The following is a 15,658-nucleotide window of genomic DNA, read 5'->3' as shown; positions in this document are numbered from 1 at the left end:
CCCGCCGGATATGAACACGTCTATATCTTCTACCCGGCAGGGCACCGGCCAGGAGCAGTTCCTGACGATATTGTCGCGCGAGGATGCGCTCACGCGCTTCGAAGCGGCCCTGTTTCCACGGCCGGCACAGACGGAGAAGCGTGTTCTTTCGGATACGTTGGGACTGGCGCTTGCCGAAGACGTTGTGGCGCCTGTCGACGTGCCGCCTTTCGACCGCTCCAATGTCGACGGCTTCGCTTTGCGCGCCGCTGATCTCGCCGCCGCCTCGCAGGCGCATCCCGTCCGGCTCGCGCTCAACGCGGAAACGATCGCCTGCGGAACGGTTCCGCAAATTCCGGTGCTGGCCAGAACCGCTACTCCCATCGCGACCGGAGGGCCGCTGCCGCGGGGCGCCGACGCGATCGTGATGATGGAGCATACGCATCCGGCAGGGGCGGACGCCATCGAGGTAATGCGCAGCGTTTCGCCCGGCCAGTTCGTTTCCGGCGCAGGGTCCGACATGGCGCGAGGCGAGGTCGTGCTGCGCGCCGGCACGGTGATCGGCTCGCGCGAGATCGGCATGCTCGCCGCCTGCGGGGTCGCGCAGATTACGGTGGTTCGCAGGCCGCGCGTCGCCATCCTTTCCACCGGTGACGAACTCGTCCAGCCCGGCGAGCCGCTGCGGCCCGCCGCGATCTACGACGCCAATGGTCCAATCGTCAGCGCGGCCGTCACCGAAAACGGCGGCGAAGCTCGCTTTCTCGGCGCTTTCCCGGATGATGAGGCGAGGCTCGAGGCCGCGATGCGCGATGCGCTCGCTGACCATGACCTGCTCATCCTGTCCGGCGGTACGTCCAAGGGGGCGGGTGATGTCAGCCATCGCATCATCGGCCGACTGGGCAAGCCGGGCATCATTGCGCACGGCGTCGCGCTGAAACCAGGCAAGCCGCTCTGCCTGGCGGTGTGCGACGGCAAGCCGGTCATCATCCTGCCGGGATTTCCGACTTCGGCCATGTTCACATTCCACGACATGATCGTTCCCGTATTGCGGCGCATGGCGGGGCTGCCGCCGCGCATCGATGCGCAGGTAAGCGCGCGCGTTCCGCTGCGCCTTCCCTCCGAACTCGGGCGCACGGAGTTCGTCATGGTCTCGCTTGTGCAAGGGCCGGAGGGGCTTGCCGCCTATGCGACCGGAAAGGGCTCGGGAGCCATCACCTCCTTCGCCCAGGCCGACGGCTTCATCCGCATCGAAGCGCTGGCCGATCATCTGCCCGCCGGGGCGGAAACGCCGGTGGCGCTGTTCACGCCGCAGGTTCGCGTTCCCGACCTCGTCGTCATCGGCAGCCACTGCGTTGGCCTGGACCTCGTCTTCAGTGCGCTCTCGGCGAGCGGGACATCGGTGCGCTCGCTGGCGGTGGGAAGCCTCGGAGGCCTCGCTGCAGCGAAACGCGGCGAGTGCGACCTCGCGCCGATCCACCTCTTCGATCCGAAGACCCAAAGCTACAACACGCCGTTCCTCGGCGACGGCCTCGAATTGGTTCCGGGCTGGCGACGCATGCAGGGCCTCGTTTTCCGCTCCGGGGATTCGCGTTTCGAGGGTCGCAGTGTGGAGGAGGCGGTCGCCGGCGCGCTCGCCGATCCGGATTGTCTGATGGTCAACCGCAATCAGGGTGCGGGGACGCGCATCCTAATCGATCAACTGCTCGGCCCGGCGCGCCCTGACGGCTACTGGAACCAGCCGCGTTCGCACAACGCCGTCGCAGCAGCGGTCGTACAGGAACGGGCAGACTGGGGCGTCACCATCGCGCCCGTGGCGCGCGCGGCCGGGCTCGGCTTCATACCGCTGACGGAAGAGCACTATGATTTCGCGCTCGTCTCGGCGCGCAGGGAACAGCCCGCCGTGCAGGCGTTCCTGACGGCCCTGCAATCGCCGGAAATCCATGCGGCGCTGGAGCGGGCCGGTTTCGCCCGCGCCGGCTAGAGCAACAGGCGTTCTGCCGAACGCAATTCCGTTTCTCTAGTCTGGTTATCCTGGCCGCATTGGTGCGAACGCCAGACGATTTCCGCCTGGCTGCAAAATGCTCTAGTCGGCAACCAGCGCGGCCAGTCGTTCGGCCTCGTGGAGATCGTCGACCGTGTTGGCGTTGAAGAACGGGTCCACCGGCTCGCTCGGCCATGACACCATTGCAAGGCGGTAGCGGGCGGTCCAGCGGTCGATCTTGCGCACGTCTTCCTCGACGAGCGCCCTGCGAAGATCGTCCCGAAGCGCAACCTTCCACAGCCCGATGACCGGATGCGCCTGGCCGCCGGATGCCGCCACAGCCAGATCCGCGCCCTCGGCCTGCCGCGCCTGCTGCAGGCGGGCGACGAGGTCGCGCGGCAGGAATGGGCAGTCGCCGGCGGCGCTGACCACCCATTCGACGCCCGGCCTGTTCTGCTCCGTCCATTCGAGCGCAGCGAGTATGCCGGCCAGCGGACCCGGATAGCCCGCCACCGTGTCGGCCACGACGGGAAGGCCGAAACGGGTGAAGCGCTCAGGATCGCCGTTGGCATTGAGCAACAGGCCGTCGCATTGCGGCCCCAGCCGCTCGACGACATGGTCGAGGATCGCGCGGCCGCCGATCTCGCGCATCGGCTTGTCGCCACCGCCCATGCGCCGGCCCAGTCCGCCGGCAAGCACCACGCACGGGGTAGCAGCGGCCCGGTCAGTCGTCATGTTCTGCACCCTTGCGGCGGTGCCGCGGCGCTTCCTCGTCCACGGCGGCGAGATCCTGGTCGAAAACGATCCGTTCCTGGCCCGAAAGTGCGGTGAACCGCTTGCCGCGCGCCCGGCCGACCAGCGTCAGCCCGACCTCGCGCGCGAGCGCCACGCCCCAGGCGGTAAAACCCGAGCGCGAGACCAGGATGGGGATGCCCATCCGCACCGTCTTGATCGTCATCTCGGAAGTCAGCCTGCCGGTGGTGTAGAGGATCTTGTCGGCCGCGTCGACGCCATGGCGGTACATCCAGCCGGCAATCTTGTCGACGGCGTTGTGGCGGCCCACGTCCTCCATGTAGCAGATCGGCGCGCCCTCCCTGCAAAGCACGCAACCATGGATGGCGCCGGCCTCGAGATAGAGCGAGGGCGTGGTGTTGATCTCGCGCGTCATCCTGTAGAGCCAGGAGGTGCGAAGCTCGGAAGCGGGGAGGGCGATGTCCTCGATCGCCTCGAGCAGGTCGCCGAACGCCGTGCCCTGGCCGCAGCCCGATGTCTGCGTCCGCTTTTTGAGCTTCTGCTCGTAATCCGTATTGCGCTCGGTGCGCACGACCACGACCTGCAGGTCCTCGTCATATTCGACGTCGGTCACCACGTCGTCGGCCAGAAGCATGTTCTGGTTCAGGAGGTAGCCGAGCGCGAGATATTCCGGGTAGTCGTTGATCGTCATCATGGTGACGATCTCCTGCGCGTTGAGATAGAGCGTCAGGGCGCGCTCCACGGGCACGCGGACCTCTACCGCCGCGCCGGTATGGTCGATGCCGGTAACCAGCTCCGTCAGCCGCGTATCCTGCGGGTTGGGCAGGACGATCGCGAGGTCCGATTGGCGTATCGACTGATGCATGGCAGTCTCCTGAAGTCGTATCCGGCGTCGCGCCAGCGTCGGCTTGACCCGTACTTTATAGCCTGTTCAAACGAAGGCAGGTTAAAAAAGGCCCCCGGATCGGCGCGCTTGCGGCTAAGGCTTCCGCGCGCCGGCAGATTGAGAAGGCAAATGGCGCAACTTTCGGATGACTGTTTCGCGTTTGGCGGACCGATGCGGTCCATCGACGAGACCGCCGCACTGATCGCCTCGAAGCTCAGTGGGGTGCGCGAGACCGAGAAGGTGCCGCTCGTCCTGGCGGACGGGCGCGTCCTTGCAAGCGATATGACCGCGCCGCTGCCGTTGCCGCCCTTCACCAATTCCGCAGTCGACGGCTATGCGGTGCGAGGCGACGACCTGCCGCAGACCGGCGAGACGCCCTTCGCCGTTACCGGCAGGCTCCAGGCCGGCATGACATCGGATGTGGTCGTGCCGCCGGGTCAAGCCGTGCGCGTCTTCACCGGCGCTCCGATGCCGGAAGGGGCCGATACGGTGTTCATGCAGGAAGATGTGCGCGTGGACGATACCGGCGGTGTCATTCTCCCGCCCGGCCTGAAAAGGGGTGCCAATGTGCGCCCGGCGGGCGAGGATATCGCGCTGGGCGAGACGGTCCTGCCTGCGGGACACCGCATGCGCCCGCAGGATGTCGCGCTCGCCGCGGCTTTCGGATATGCGAATGTCGAGCTCAGGCGCAAGGTGCGCGTCGCGGTGTTCTCTACCGGGGACGAGATCGTCGCGCCGGGTGGTATGCGCGGGCCGGCGCAGCTCTTCGATTCCAACCGCAGCATGCTGATGGTTATGCTCGCCAGGCTTTGCTGCGACGTCACCGATCTGGGCATCCTGGCGGATGACAGCGATCTGATCGCCGCCAAGCTGAGCGAAGCGGCGTCGACGCACGACCTCATCCTGACTTCAGGGGGCGTGTCGACGGGCGACGCCGATTGCGTGAGGGCCGCGGTGGAGAATTGCGGGACGCTGGTGTTCTGGCGCGTGGCTATCAAGCCGGGCCGGCCGGTCGCCATGGGCGTGATCGGGGGAACCCCGCTCATCGGGCTGCCCGGCAACCCCGTCGCGAGCTTCGTTACCTTCGCGCATATCGCCCGCCCAGCAATCCTCACCCTTGCCGGAACCCGTCCGCTGCCGCCGATCCCGAGTGCCGTGCGGACAGCCTTCTCCTATCGCAAGAAGCAAGGCCGACGCGAATATGTGCGGGTGACGCTCCGCACGGCCGCGGATGGCTCCCTGGAGGCAACCAAGTTTCCGCGCGAGGGCGCCGGGCTGCTGTCGTCGCTCGTCGCGACCGATGGCCTCGTCGAGCTCGGCGAGGAGGTCACGCGCGTGGAGCCGGGTGAAACCGTCCGGTTCCTCACCTATTCCAGTCTGCTTTGACCGGCATTTTGCAGAGCCATGCGCGACAGCGGAGCCGATTGACGTCGTCGCGCCGCGTCGGGCATCATGCGTCCTCATGATGTTGACGACAAAGCTTGATCTGACGGGGCTGAAATGTCCCCTGCCTGCGCTCAAGACGCGCAAGGCGCTGAAGACCCTGAAGCCGGGCGAGGGGCTCGAGGTCCATTGCACCGACCCGCTGGCGGCGATCGACATCCCCAACCTGCTCAACGAGACGGGCGACAGGCTCGAGTCGACGAGGCGCGACGGCGATCGTCTCGTGTTCGTGGTGGAGAAGTTGCAGATCATGAAGCCGTGAGAGGGGGCGTCAGGGTGCCCTGCATTCCGCCGATCTTTCGGGCGATGTTCGCGTCCGTCGTGCAGGGAACATATCGTGCCTCATAATCAACATCCTAGGGTGTCGGAAATGCTGTTAACAGAGATGGAAGGTACATCCGGGGATTGAGGGCTTGACGATGCAGGATCGACGGCGGCGTGATCGCGGACCAAAGGGGCGTCCGCTGGATGATGCCGCGCTCGCCGAGGTCCGTGCGCTGCTGGGTGCGGGCGAGCGACGGCGCGATCTGCTGATCGAGTTCCTGCACATGATCCAGGACCGATATGGCCATCTGTCGGCGCAGCATTTGCGGGCGCTGGCGGAGGATATGCGCCTCTCGCAGGCCGAGGTCTACGAGGTGGCGTCCTTCTACGACCACTTCGACGTGGTGAAGGAAGGGGAAGCCTCGCCGGCGCCGCTGACGATCCGCGTGTGCGATTCGGTGAGCTGCATGCTGGCGGGCGCCGAAACGCTACTTGCCGAATTGCAGGCGGGCGCCGATCCGGCGGCGATCCGGGTGATGCGTGCGCCCTGCATGGGCCGCTGCGCCGGCGCGCCTGCCGCGCGCATAGGCGATCGCGAGGTCGACCACGCGACCGCAGGGAACCTGCTGCAGATGGTGGATGCCGGAGAGATCCGGGTCAGGGTTCCCGCCTATATCGGGCTTGACGCCTATCGCAGTACCGGCGGCTATCGGCTTCTGCAAAGCATCCGCGACGGCGCGGTCACCACAGACGGAATCATCGCCATGCTGGGCGATGCAGGCCTGCGCGGCCTCGGTGGCGCAGGTTTCCCCGCTGGCAAGAAATGGGGCTTCGTCCGCTCCTATCCGGGCCCGCGCCTGATGTCGATCAACGGCGACGAGGGCGAGCCCGGCACCTTCAAGGACCGCATCTATCTCGAAAAGGACCCGCACCGCACCCTGGAGGGCGCGCTGATCGCGGCTCACGCGGTCGAAGCCGAGCGCATCTATTTCTACATGCGCGACGAGTATCCGGCCGTGCTGGCCATCCTGCGCACGGAGATCGCGGCCCTCGAGACGGCGGGGCTGGTCGAGCCCGGCTTCATCGAACTGCGGCGCGGCGCTGGCGCCTATATCTGCGGGGAGGAGAGCGCGATGCTGGAGAGCATCGAGGGGCGGCGCGGAATGCCGCGCCACCGTCCGCCCTACATCGCCGAGGTCGGACTGTTCGGGCGTCCCACGCTCAACCACAATGTCGAGACGCTGTGGTGGATCCGCGACATCGTCGAGAAGGGGCCCGAATGGTTTGCGGGCCTCGGCAGCCCCGACCATCCGGGCGTCCGCTCATGGTCGGTGTCGGGACGCGTGAAGGAGCCCGGCGTCAAGCTGGCGCCCGCCGGCGTCACCGTCCGCGAACTGATCGAGGATCATTGCGGCGGCATGGCCGACGGCCATGAGTTCAAGGCCTATCTGCCGGGCGGCGCTTCCGGTGGTATCCTGCCGGCGTCGATGGGCGACATTCAGCTCGATTTCGGCGGCGAGCTTGCAAAACAGGGCGCCTTCGTCGGATCGCATGCCGTTGTGGTGTTCTCGCAGGCCGACAACATCAGGGACGTCACCCTCAACCTGATGAAGTTCTTCAAGCATGAGAGCTGCGGCAAGTGCACGCCCTGCCGCGAAGGAACCGAAAAGCTGGTGACCCTCTTGAAGCAAGTGGGGCCACTGCCGGAGAGTAACATCCGCGACCTCGAAATGGTCATGCGGGATTCGTCGATCTGCGGCCTCGGCCAGGCGGCGCCCAACCCGGTCAACCATCTGCTGACGCATTTCCGGAGTGATCTCTGATGGCAAACCGCATCACATTCACCCTCGACGGGAAGACCGTCACCGCCGCACAGGACGAGACCATCTGGGACGTCGCCAGGCGAGAAGGCACGAAGATCCCGCATCTTTGCCATGTCGACATGCCCGGCTACCGTCCCGACGGCAATTGCCGCGCCTGCATGGTCGACGTCGAAGGCGAGCGCGTTCTGGCTGCCTCCTGCATACGCAAGCCGACCGCGGGCATGGTGGTGAAGACCGACACCGAGCGCGCCCGCAAATCGCGCGAGATGGTGTTCGAGCTTCTCGCCAGCAACATGCGGCCGGTCGCGAAAGGCCCCGACCCGCAGTCCCCGTTCTGGGAATGGGCGAGTTCGATGGGCATTGCGCAGGGGCGCTTCGAATCCCGTTTCGCCGTAGACGACATGCGGCCGGAGTTCGACGTCACCAATCCGGCCATCGCGGTCAACCTCGATGCCTGCATCACCTGCGGCGCCTGCGTGCGTGCCTGCCGCGAGGTGCAGGTCAACGACGTGATCGGCATGGCGCAACGCGGCAACCATTCCGTCCCCGTCTTCGACATGCACGACCCCATGGGCCTGTCGACCTGCGTGACCTGCGGCGAATGCGTTCAGGTCTGCCCGACCGGCGCGCTCTACGAGAAGTCACTGATGGACGAGGCGGGAAGGACCCGTGTCGTCCAGGAATTCGACACGGTCGTCGATTCGGTCTGTCCGTTCTGCGGCGTCGGTTGCCAGACGAAGGTCGCGGTCAAGGACAACAGGATCGTCCAGATCGACGGCCGCGACGGTCCGGCCAACGAGAGCCGGCTGTGTGTCAAGGGCCGCTTCGGCTACGACTACGCGATGTCGCCGGAACGGCTGACGAAGCCTCTGATCCGCCGCGACGACGCGCCCAAGGCCGGCGACATCGATCTGCGCGGGGTCGACCCGCTGACGATTTTCCGGGAGGCGACTTGGGAGGAGGCGCTGGAGCGCGCGGCCGGCGGCCTGAAGCGTATCCGTGACGAACATGGCGGGCAGGGACTGGCTGGGTTCGGCTCGGCAAAGGGCTCGAATGAGGAGGCCTACCTCTTCCAGAAATTCGTGCGGCAGGGTTTCGGTACCAATAATGTCGACCACTGCACGCGGCTCTGCCATGCTTCCTCGGTGGCGGCCCTGATGGAGGGTGTCGGCTCGGGCGCGGTATCGGCGCCTTTTATGGATGCGCTGAAGGCCGATTGCGTGATCATCATCGGGGCTCGGCCGGCCACTAACCATCCGGTCGCCGCCACCTATTTCAAGCAGGCGGCCAAGCGCGGCACCAAGCTGATCGTCATGGATCCGCGCGGCCAGGAGATGATGCGCCACGCCGCCTACTCGCTCCGCTTCCAGCCCGGCAGCGACGTGGCGATGCTCAACGCCCTGCTGCATGTCATCATCGACGAGAAGCTCTACGACGAGCAGTACATCCAGGCCAACGTCTCCGGCTTCCGGGCGCTGGAGGCCAAGGTCAGGGACTTCTCGCCCGAGGCGATGGCCGAGGTCTGCGGCATCGAGGCGGATGTGCTGCGTCAGGTCGCGCGTACCTACGCCAAGGCTGAGCGCTCGATGATCTTCTGGGGCATGGGTGTTTCCCAGCATACACACGGCACCGACAATTCCCGCTGCCTGATCGCGCTGGCGCTGATCACCGGCCACGTCGGGCGCGCCGGCACGGGGCTTCATCCGCTGCGCGGTCAGAACAACGTGCAGGGGGCTTCCGATGCCGGGCTCATCCCGATGTATTTCCCCGACTACAAGTCGGTGGAGAACATTGATATCCGCGGCCAGTACGAGAATTTCTGGGGCCAGACGCTCGATCCGAAGCGTGGGCTGACCGTTGTCGAGATCGTCGATGCCATTCACGACGGCGAGATCCGCGGCATGTACATCATGGGGGAGAACCCGGCGATGTCGGATCCCGACCAGAGCCATGCCCGTGCGGCCCTCGCCAAACTGGAACATCTGGTGGTGCAGGACATCTTCCTGACGGAGACGGCATGGCATGCCGATGTGGTTTTGCCGGCATCGGCCCATGCCGAAAAACTCGGCACCTACACCAACACCAACCGGCAGGTGCAGATCGGCCGGCCTGCACTCGACCTGCCCGGCGAGGCGCGGCAAGATCTCGACCTGATCGTCGAGCTCGCCAACCGCATGGGACTGGGCTGGAATTACGGCCATGTCTCGGAAGTCTACACCGAGATGGCACAGGTGATGCCTTCGCTGAAGCACATCTCCTGGGAACGCATCGAACGCGAGGAATCCGTCGTCTATCCAGCCGACGGACCTGATGTCCCCGGCAACGAGGTCGTTTTCACCTCAGGTTTCCCCACCACCGACGGACGCGGGCGCATCGTGCCGACCGACCTTTTGCCGCCTGACGAGGTTCCCGACGACGAATACCCGCTGGTGCTGACCACTGGGCGCCTGCTGGAGCACTGGCACACTGGCGCCATGACCCGTCGCGCGGGCGTGCTCAATGCCATCGAGCCTTACGGTATAGCCGCGATGAACCCTTATGAGATCAAGCGTCGCGGGCTGTCGCAGGGAGAGGTGATCGCGGTGGAGACGCGGCGCGGCACCGTCGAGGCGATTCTTCGCGCCGACCGGGAAGTCGCCGACGGTATGGTCTTCATGCCGTTCTGCTTCAACGAGAGCCCCGCCAACAAGCTCACCAACCCGATGCTCGATCCATACGGCAAAATCCCGGAGTTTAAATATTGCGCGGCGCAGATCGTCCCGGCATCTGGGTCGAACCGACCGGGACCTGAAGATCTGCACAAAAATCAACGGCCCTATTCGGAAGCGTAACAGGCAAGGTTGGGATCGGACAAAGTCGCCGTGACGGCCCTTTCGCCGCGGATGGGTGTCGTCAAGGCTCCCACGCCAAGGTAGTCTACGTCACCCGTATCGAGTTCAAAAATGCCGTACCCTGGAGGCACGTTGGCGAAATGCCATAAGCAATAGATGGATCGGCAATAGCCTTAAGCTCTCATTAACCATCGGACGTCATAGTTCACGTGTTGCTAATGTCTGGAGTAGCAATCCATGACGCCCTGGCAGGCACGCTCGTCCGCCCTTGCTGTCTGCCGGGGCATCCGGATCCCTCCAGAGGCGCCGCGGTTCGGCATCAATTGGCAGACAACGTGCTTGCCGACGGTGCAGAGAGAGCGGGCGGTGAGCCATTCTTCAACAAGATGAGCGAACTTGGAGCGTCCGCAGCATTGGGCCGCTAACGGGTTATGCAGCGAAATGGCTGTCAAAGGGCGAAGGCTGGAGAAGGCCCTCGGTTTGGACGATGAACTACGAACCCCGCTACGACTGGACCGGTGAACGAACGAGGCGGAAGCGCATGCGTCGCCTCATTGCAGTGGTCGCCGTAGGCACTGCGCTCTCCAGCATTTTGCTAAAATACGGGTGGGGATATTTGGAACTGGTTTAATCGCGCTCGAGACACTTACTTGCCGCGAGACGGCGGGAGACGACGAAACAGAGCATTTTTTCGGCGATCCGCGCCCATTTCGAACGCGTTCATGACAACACTCCGGCCGTAACGAGAAATCCAAGTGTAATGCACTCGCTCTCCCATCGAGGCCGTTGCGCTCAAGGAAAGCCGCGTTGCTTCACCGATGGTGAGCACACCTGACGTTGCAGGTCCGCGGTAGGCGCGGCGCAAGCATCCCCACGATAGTGGCACCACTTATAGACATTCCGCCTGGACGATTTGACACGCGTCCGATGAGCGGGCGTATAATGCCCCATTGAAAGGAGGAGCCATGCCCGAACTTACCAACAGATTGCGCGAAGTTGCCGCCGCACCTGGTAGCTATACCAAGATTGAAGTTGTATCGCTCCTGTTGGAAGCCGCCGACAGACTGGAAGCGACCCGAATAGCCCTTGCTAGGCTCAAGCATGACCAGGACCAGACAAAACGATGCACCTCTGTCGAGCATAGAAGCGAAGCCTAGACGTGAGCAGCAACAATCGGCCGATATTCCGTCGCCCGGAATTGGCGAACTTGTACCTAAAATAATCCTACCGTGATCACGCCGAAAAGCATGGTCGCCACGATGGCGGTGACGTTGGCCTGCAACCTGCTAGTCCTCGTCGCCACGCTTGGCCGTATCCTCTCGTCATCGGCATCGGGTGGGCGCTGATTGGGCGCCACCGGTCGTGCCGGGCAACTGACGGGCAACTGACTACGCCATATTATCGCTCGCTGGGTTCCCCTCAATGATCCACGGGTTAAGTCCGTCGGCTATTGGCGGCGGCGCGACACCCTCCTTTACCCCGATTTTCCGATCTCCCTGAGACTTAGACTCTCCCTAAGCCGGAGCCTGAGCCTTTCTGCCTACGCCGGCTGTCTGGACAGGATGGCGGGCAGCGAGCTGGCGCGCGCTTCTTGTTGGAACCCGTGACGCGCTCAAGGATTTCCCCTACGGGAGAGTTGCCGGAGGTACCTATGTACGATTTTCGAGATACAGCACGTACGGTCGTCGCGTCGCTCTTACTCACCTCAATCGCAACGATTGCCTTTGTGGGCGGCAGTGTATTGCTATCGGCTCTAAGTAGCTTCTGATCGCGTCCGTGGCGACTGGGCGCTCGACCTGCACACAGGGTTGGAGCCGTCGAATGATGTTGAGGGTTCAGTTCTTTCTGTATCATCCCGCACTGACTTGACGCCTGATGTGTATCGTGGTCCGCTGCACCACGGCCATGGATCCCGACTTACCCCTCGGCCGATTGCCTCGCGCCGCTTGGTCGCGAGGCACTTTTTTTAACTGTCAGAAGAGCAGCGCCGCCGCGACGAGGAACGCTGCCAACAGGATAGCGCTTGTGAGAAGTAGCGCCAAAGGCAGAGCTTCACGATAGCCTTTCATCATGCCGGCCTTTAGGTGTGTTCATCCTCCCCGATCATTCTCTCGTCCGCGTCGCGATGATCACATCAAAACCAGTCACATCACATTGGCTCGAACAAGCGGAATGGCTGCCATGTTCGCGCAACCGCCGGTCTTTGTCTTTGGGTCTCGCGCTGCGCTTATCGGTGCAGGGGGCGCAAAGTTGGGAGAGCGTTCCCCAAGAGCGTCAGGTGGAAGCTGCGTCGGGTACATCGGCCGGATACGCAGCAAGCGCGTCAATTGCATTGTCGATGGCGACGCGATTTGGACGAGGGGAGAGAAAATCCGCTTGCGGGGCTTCAACGGGCTAGAAATGAACGGGTCATGCGTCCGCGAACGACGGATGGTCAGACAAGCGGGGGACGAACCGCAGCGCACGCTGAATGGCCATAACGGGTGTTCTCAGGCCACGGCCTCGAGTTCGGCAGCCCGGATATAGGCCTAGGGCAGGAGATTGTCGATCTGGCTGTTGAGGTGGTCGTTCGCGGCTCAACGACGTTTAGCTTGCAGGTCCCAATCAGCGCGGCAATGACGGACCGTGCTCGGCGTCGCCATCCGAGCCTGCAAATCCCACGCTCGTCCACTGGCTGAATCCACGCGCACGCTCCAGTCAGCATGAGGGCATTACAGGCGTCCGTTGTAGTTCATGAGGTAGGGCGGGTGTCGGCCACGCGCCCTTGCGCCGACTTTGATGGCTCCGACTATGTTGCTTCGCTTTGTTCGAAGTGACCAGCCGCCCGACCCAGTTTCCTGCCTTTTCGACGGTTAACTCGCTACCGACATCCAATGGATAGGGCAGGGCGTGGGAACAGGGATAATGAAACACGCCCTGCAGCGCTGCGTTCAGGCCGCTGCGCTGGTCGGGGGCTGGGCTTCGGCATATGCCTGCCATCAAAGGCTTCGAACATCGTTCTTCACGCTCCAGAGTGGAGGTGGAGCCGGGGCATCACTTGCCGGCGGCCGAACGGCGGTGTGCCTATCGCGTCTGGCCAACTCCCTGCTTGTCTATCAGTAGCGTAGCCACGGCATCCGAGACAGTGGACGCGTAGTGCACGATGGGCTGCTTCAGCCCATGCGTGATCAGCACTCGTCGTATGTCGTCGCTTGCCCCCGTCAGCCACAGCGCAACGTGGCGCTGGTGCGCCTTGTGGGCTAGCCCCCCTTCATCATGTTGGCTCCCGTCGAGTCGAGAAACGGGACGGCCGAGAAGTCGACGATCAACGCCTTGTGGCTGTCCTCGATTCGATCGAGCACCGAACCGATGGAAGCGGTGGCACCGAAGAAGAGCGCTCCGGTGATGCGTTAGACAACCACGTCCGGGTTTGCCGCGAGTTCTTCGTCATAGGCACCGCGCGGACGCGTTGTATCAGCCTCGTCCCGGCTTACAAATGGAGTGTGGGTCGCGACGGCGGTCGTGCGGCTCATTCTGTGAATGAAGAGCACCGATCCCAGAGCGAAACCGACGACGATTGCTTCGGTCAGGTCACGGAAGATGGTGAGGAAGAACGTGGCACCCAGAACCGTCGCTTCACCCCATCCGGATCGATTAGACCCCGCGTTTGGCACGGAAGACATAGACCGCACCGCTAAAGCGATCGGCCCCATCGTCTCGCGCACCCCCGCGACCAGCCCTTCCGCTCCCTGGCGGAGGTCCACCGGCTCCGTCGCCACCGTGACCTTGACGGCACCTGGCGGCCCGATCACGATGTTTGCTTTCAGCGCCCGGATCACCGCCGCAATCGTCTGGCGCCGGCTCCCCGGCCAACTCGTATGGCGATACCGTTGATCTCAAGCTCGATCCCGCCAGCGTCTCGAGCCTTCCGTTTTCGTGGCCTTGGACGCGACGGCAGCGCGGTTTCCGAATGCGGCGCCGTCACCACGGGGGGAACAAACAACGGTTCGGATGCCGTCAATGCCGCCAAAGTGTAACGAGCTGCCCGACGCCACGCGACAACTGCTGTGGGGACAAGGCATATCGCCGTGCCACCACGCTCACGGTCGCCTCACAGCTTTCCGACGATCCGCCCCTTCTCGTCCGGCGACCATTAACGCCGACGACCGGAGCCCGTGAAGACCTCCAGCCGACGAACCGGCTCTTCATCCCTGGACTTAAGCGTAAGCTCTGAAATCGTCATGTGTCGAAGCCAATCGACACAAAATTCGCCTAGACCTGCAACGAGAGAACCACGGTCTGAGACTGCCGCTTTTTGGGACGCCGAAAAGGAGTTCGGTGTGATGCGCGGATATCTGGCTTAAACGAACGATGTCGAACACTTCTAACGAGAGGCAGGTTGAGTGAGGCCTCAGCAACAGCAGCTGATTCCTGCAGTAGAGCGCCTGCTATTGGGAGCGTGATGTTGATATCATTTGAATTACCCGATTAACTTGCTGTGAACACTGCCAGCCTAACAAATGTTAGCGCGCGAATTACGGGTAATTTCGATGAAGCTGGAGAGCCCCTCTCGTGGTCTTAACATAGCTGGATAGTCAGGGCCGTGATGGTGCGGGGGTGAATGGTGGCGAGGAACTGGCGAAAGAGTGGTCGCGCTCCCGGGTCGATAGCGGCAATGCGATCTCGAACTAGCACAGTGAGGGGCAGGCGCGTTCCAAGTGAACAGGATCGCAAGTTCGAGCAGGAACGGCTACGACAGCTGTTTCAGCAAGCGCCCGGTTTCATTTGTGTTCTTCGCGGTCCAAGTCACATCTATGAACTTGCCAACGACGCATATTATCAACTTGTCGGACCATCATCGGTCATTCGTTATCTGAGGTGCTGCCGGAAGTCGTTCCACAAGGCTTTTTGGAGAAGCTCGATCGGGTTTATCAGACTGGCGAGCCGTTTATCGGGCGCGCCATGCCAATCCAATTGCAGAGAGTGGCCAATGGAGAGCTGGAACAGCGATTCATCGATCTTATCTACCAACCCATCCTCGATGAGAGTGGCAATGTTACCGGCATTTTCGTGCAAGGGAATGATGTCACAGAAGCTTACCAGCTTGCTCAAGAGGTGTCCTATCAGGCGGCACATGACTCGTTGACTGGCTTATCCAACCGACGCGATTTCGCTGAGAAGACGGACAACCTTCCCAGCGCCGGTCCACATGCGCTGCTTTACATGGACATCGATCACTTCAAGATTGTGAATGACCGGTGCGGTCATGCGGCAGGCGACCAGCTACTGAAAGAGGTTGCCTCGGCCATAGCACACCAGTGCCAGAGCGACGATGTGTTGGCACGGCTTGGCGGCGACGAATTTGCTCTGGTCCGATGGAATTGTGGCCGGGAGGACTCTGCCGCTCTCGCTGAGTCTCTGCGCCGAGCGGTGAAGGACATAGACTTTGTTTGGAAAAGCCGCCGGTACGGAGTGACCCTGAGCGTCGGTATTGCATGTTTCGGCGAAGCCGGTGCCGGCGCAACAGAACAGGCTCTCGGCCTGGCCGATGCCGCATGCTTCCTCGCAAAGGAGAAGGGCCGCAACCGGACGCAGATCAGCAGTACCACAGATGAGGAGGTGAACCGCCCCGGGTTTGCCGGAGGCCGTTTCTTTTGAGTCACGCGGCCATGGCTGGTTCTTCCAGCATGGCGTAGTAGCGTTCCTCGGCTTCCGCCGG

The 15,658-nt window shown here is 63.2% G+C and carries 11 protein-coding genes; 7 read left to right on the top strand and 4 right to left on the bottom strand.

Annotated features, from left to right (window positions below):
- Nucleotides 1-10 precede the first annotated feature (10 nt).
- On the top strand, nucleotides 11-1,960 hold the full coding sequence (locus V1479_RS24140; RefSeq protein WP_368805100.1) for a molybdopterin biosynthesis protein: 1,950 nt from the start codon (nucleotides 11-13) through the stop codon (nucleotides 1,958-1,960).
- Nucleotides 1,961-2,062: 102 nt separating this feature from the next.
- Here the strand turns inward: V1479_RS24140 and mobA are convergent, their stop codons facing one another.
- Nucleotides 2,063-2,695, bottom strand: coding sequence for a molybdenum cofactor guanylyltransferase MobA (gene mobA, locus V1479_RS24135; protein ID WP_368805099.1), 633 nt, complete (start codon nucleotides 2,693-2,695; stop codon nucleotides 2,063-2,065).
- Nucleotides 2,685-3,578, bottom strand: coding sequence for a formate dehydrogenase accessory sulfurtransferase FdhD (locus V1479_RS24130; RefSeq protein ID WP_173193896.1), 894 nt, complete (start codon nucleotides 3,576-3,578; stop codon nucleotides 2,685-2,687). The genes mobA and V1479_RS24130 overlap by 11 nt, the downstream gene beginning before the upstream one ends.
- Nucleotides 3,579-3,728: 150 nt before the next feature.
- Between V1479_RS24130 and V1479_RS24125 the strand changes: the two genes are divergently transcribed.
- From V1479_RS24125 to V1479_RS24105, 5 genes are all read left to right on the top strand, one after another.
- Nucleotides 3,729-4,985, top strand: coding sequence for a molybdopterin molybdotransferase MoeA (locus V1479_RS24125; protein ID WP_368805098.1), 1,257 nt, complete (start codon nucleotides 3,729-3,731; stop codon nucleotides 4,983-4,985).
- Nucleotides 4,986-5,061: 76 nt separating this feature from the next.
- Nucleotides 5,062-5,304 (top strand): sulfurtransferase TusA family protein, encoded by a 243-nt coding sequence (locus V1479_RS24120; RefSeq protein ID WP_312860703.1) that lies wholly within the window; start codon nucleotides 5,062-5,064, stop codon nucleotides 5,302-5,304.
- A gap of 157 nt (nucleotides 5,305-5,461) precedes the next feature.
- Nucleotides 5,462-7,129 carry an NAD(P)H-dependent oxidoreductase subunit E gene (locus V1479_RS24115; RefSeq protein ID WP_368805156.1) on the top strand — a complete coding sequence of 556 codons (1,668 nt, stop codon included), beginning with the start codon at nucleotides 5,462-5,464 and terminating at the stop codon, nucleotides 7,127-7,129.
- On the top strand, nucleotides 7,129-9,960 hold the full coding sequence (gene fdhF, locus V1479_RS24110; protein WP_368805097.1) for a formate dehydrogenase subunit alpha: 2,832 nt from the start codon (nucleotides 7,129-7,131) through the stop codon (nucleotides 9,958-9,960). The genes V1479_RS24115 and fdhF overlap by 1 nt, the downstream gene beginning before the upstream one ends.
- Before the next feature lie 965 nt (nucleotides 9,961-10,925).
- Nucleotides 10,926-11,117 carry a hypothetical protein gene (locus V1479_RS24105; protein ID WP_368805096.1) on the top strand — a complete coding sequence of 64 codons (192 nt, stop codon included), beginning with the start codon at nucleotides 10,926-10,928 and terminating at the stop codon, nucleotides 11,115-11,117.
- Between the two features lie 2,082 nt (nucleotides 11,118-13,199).
- On the opposite strand, the gene V1479_RS24100 is transcribed toward V1479_RS24105, so the two are convergent.
- Together V1479_RS24100 and V1479_RS24095 are read right to left on the bottom strand one after the other, a co-directional pair.
- The gene (locus V1479_RS24100) at nucleotides 13,200-13,301 is read right to left on the bottom strand and encodes an STAS domain-containing protein (protein WP_368805095.1); all 102 of its coding nucleotides are present in this window, start codon (nucleotides 13,299-13,301) and stop codon (nucleotides 13,200-13,202) included.
- A 48-nt stretch (nucleotides 13,302-13,349) separates the two neighbouring features.
- Nucleotides 13,350-13,778, bottom strand: a complete 429-nt coding sequence (locus V1479_RS24095) for a hypothetical protein (RefSeq protein WP_368805094.1) — start codon at nucleotides 13,776-13,778, stop codon at nucleotides 13,350-13,352.
- A 994-nt stretch (nucleotides 13,779-14,772) separates the two neighbouring features.
- Here V1479_RS24095 and V1479_RS24090 point away from each other — a divergent pair.
- Complete coding sequence (locus V1479_RS24090) at nucleotides 14,773-15,597, top strand: GGDEF domain-containing protein (protein ID WP_438620881.1); 825 nt, start codon at nucleotides 14,773-14,775, stop codon at nucleotides 15,595-15,597.
- Nucleotides 15,598-15,658 lie beyond the last annotated feature (61 nt).

It is taken from the genome of Neoaquamicrobium sediminum (assembly GCF_040970315.1).
Classification (GTDB): domain Bacteria; phylum Pseudomonadota; class Alphaproteobacteria; order Rhizobiales; family Rhizobiaceae; genus Aerobium; species Aerobium sediminum.
This window is presented reverse-complemented; position numbering and strand designations above follow the sequence as displayed.

Coding starts and splice junctions, on each gene's coding strand:
- V1479_RS24140 (WP_368805100.1), top strand. CDS start 11: ATGAACACGTCTATATCTTCTACCCGGCAGGGCACCGGCCAGGAGCAG.
- mobA (WP_368805099.1), bottom strand. CDS start 2,695: ATGACGACTGACCGGGCCGCTGCTACCCCGTGCGTGGTGCTTGCCGGC.
- V1479_RS24130 (WP_173193896.1), bottom strand. CDS start 3,578: ATGCATCAGTCGATACGCCAATCGGACCTCGCGATCGTCCTGCCCAAC.
- V1479_RS24125 (WP_368805098.1), top strand. CDS start 3,729: ATGGCGCAACTTTCGGATGACTGTTTCGCGTTTGGCGGACCGATGCGG.
- V1479_RS24120 (WP_312860703.1), top strand. CDS start 5,062: ATGATGTTGACGACAAAGCTTGATCTGACGGGGCTGAAATGTCCCCTG.
- V1479_RS24115 (WP_368805156.1), top strand. CDS start 5,462: ATGCAGGATCGACGGCGGCGTGATCGCGGACCAAAGGGGCGTCCGCTG.
- fdhF (WP_368805097.1), top strand. CDS start 7,129: ATGGCAAACCGCATCACATTCACCCTCGACGGGAAGACCGTCACCGCC.
- V1479_RS24105 (WP_368805096.1), top strand. CDS start 10,926: ATGCCCGAACTTACCAACAGATTGCGCGAAGTTGCCGCCGCACCTGGT.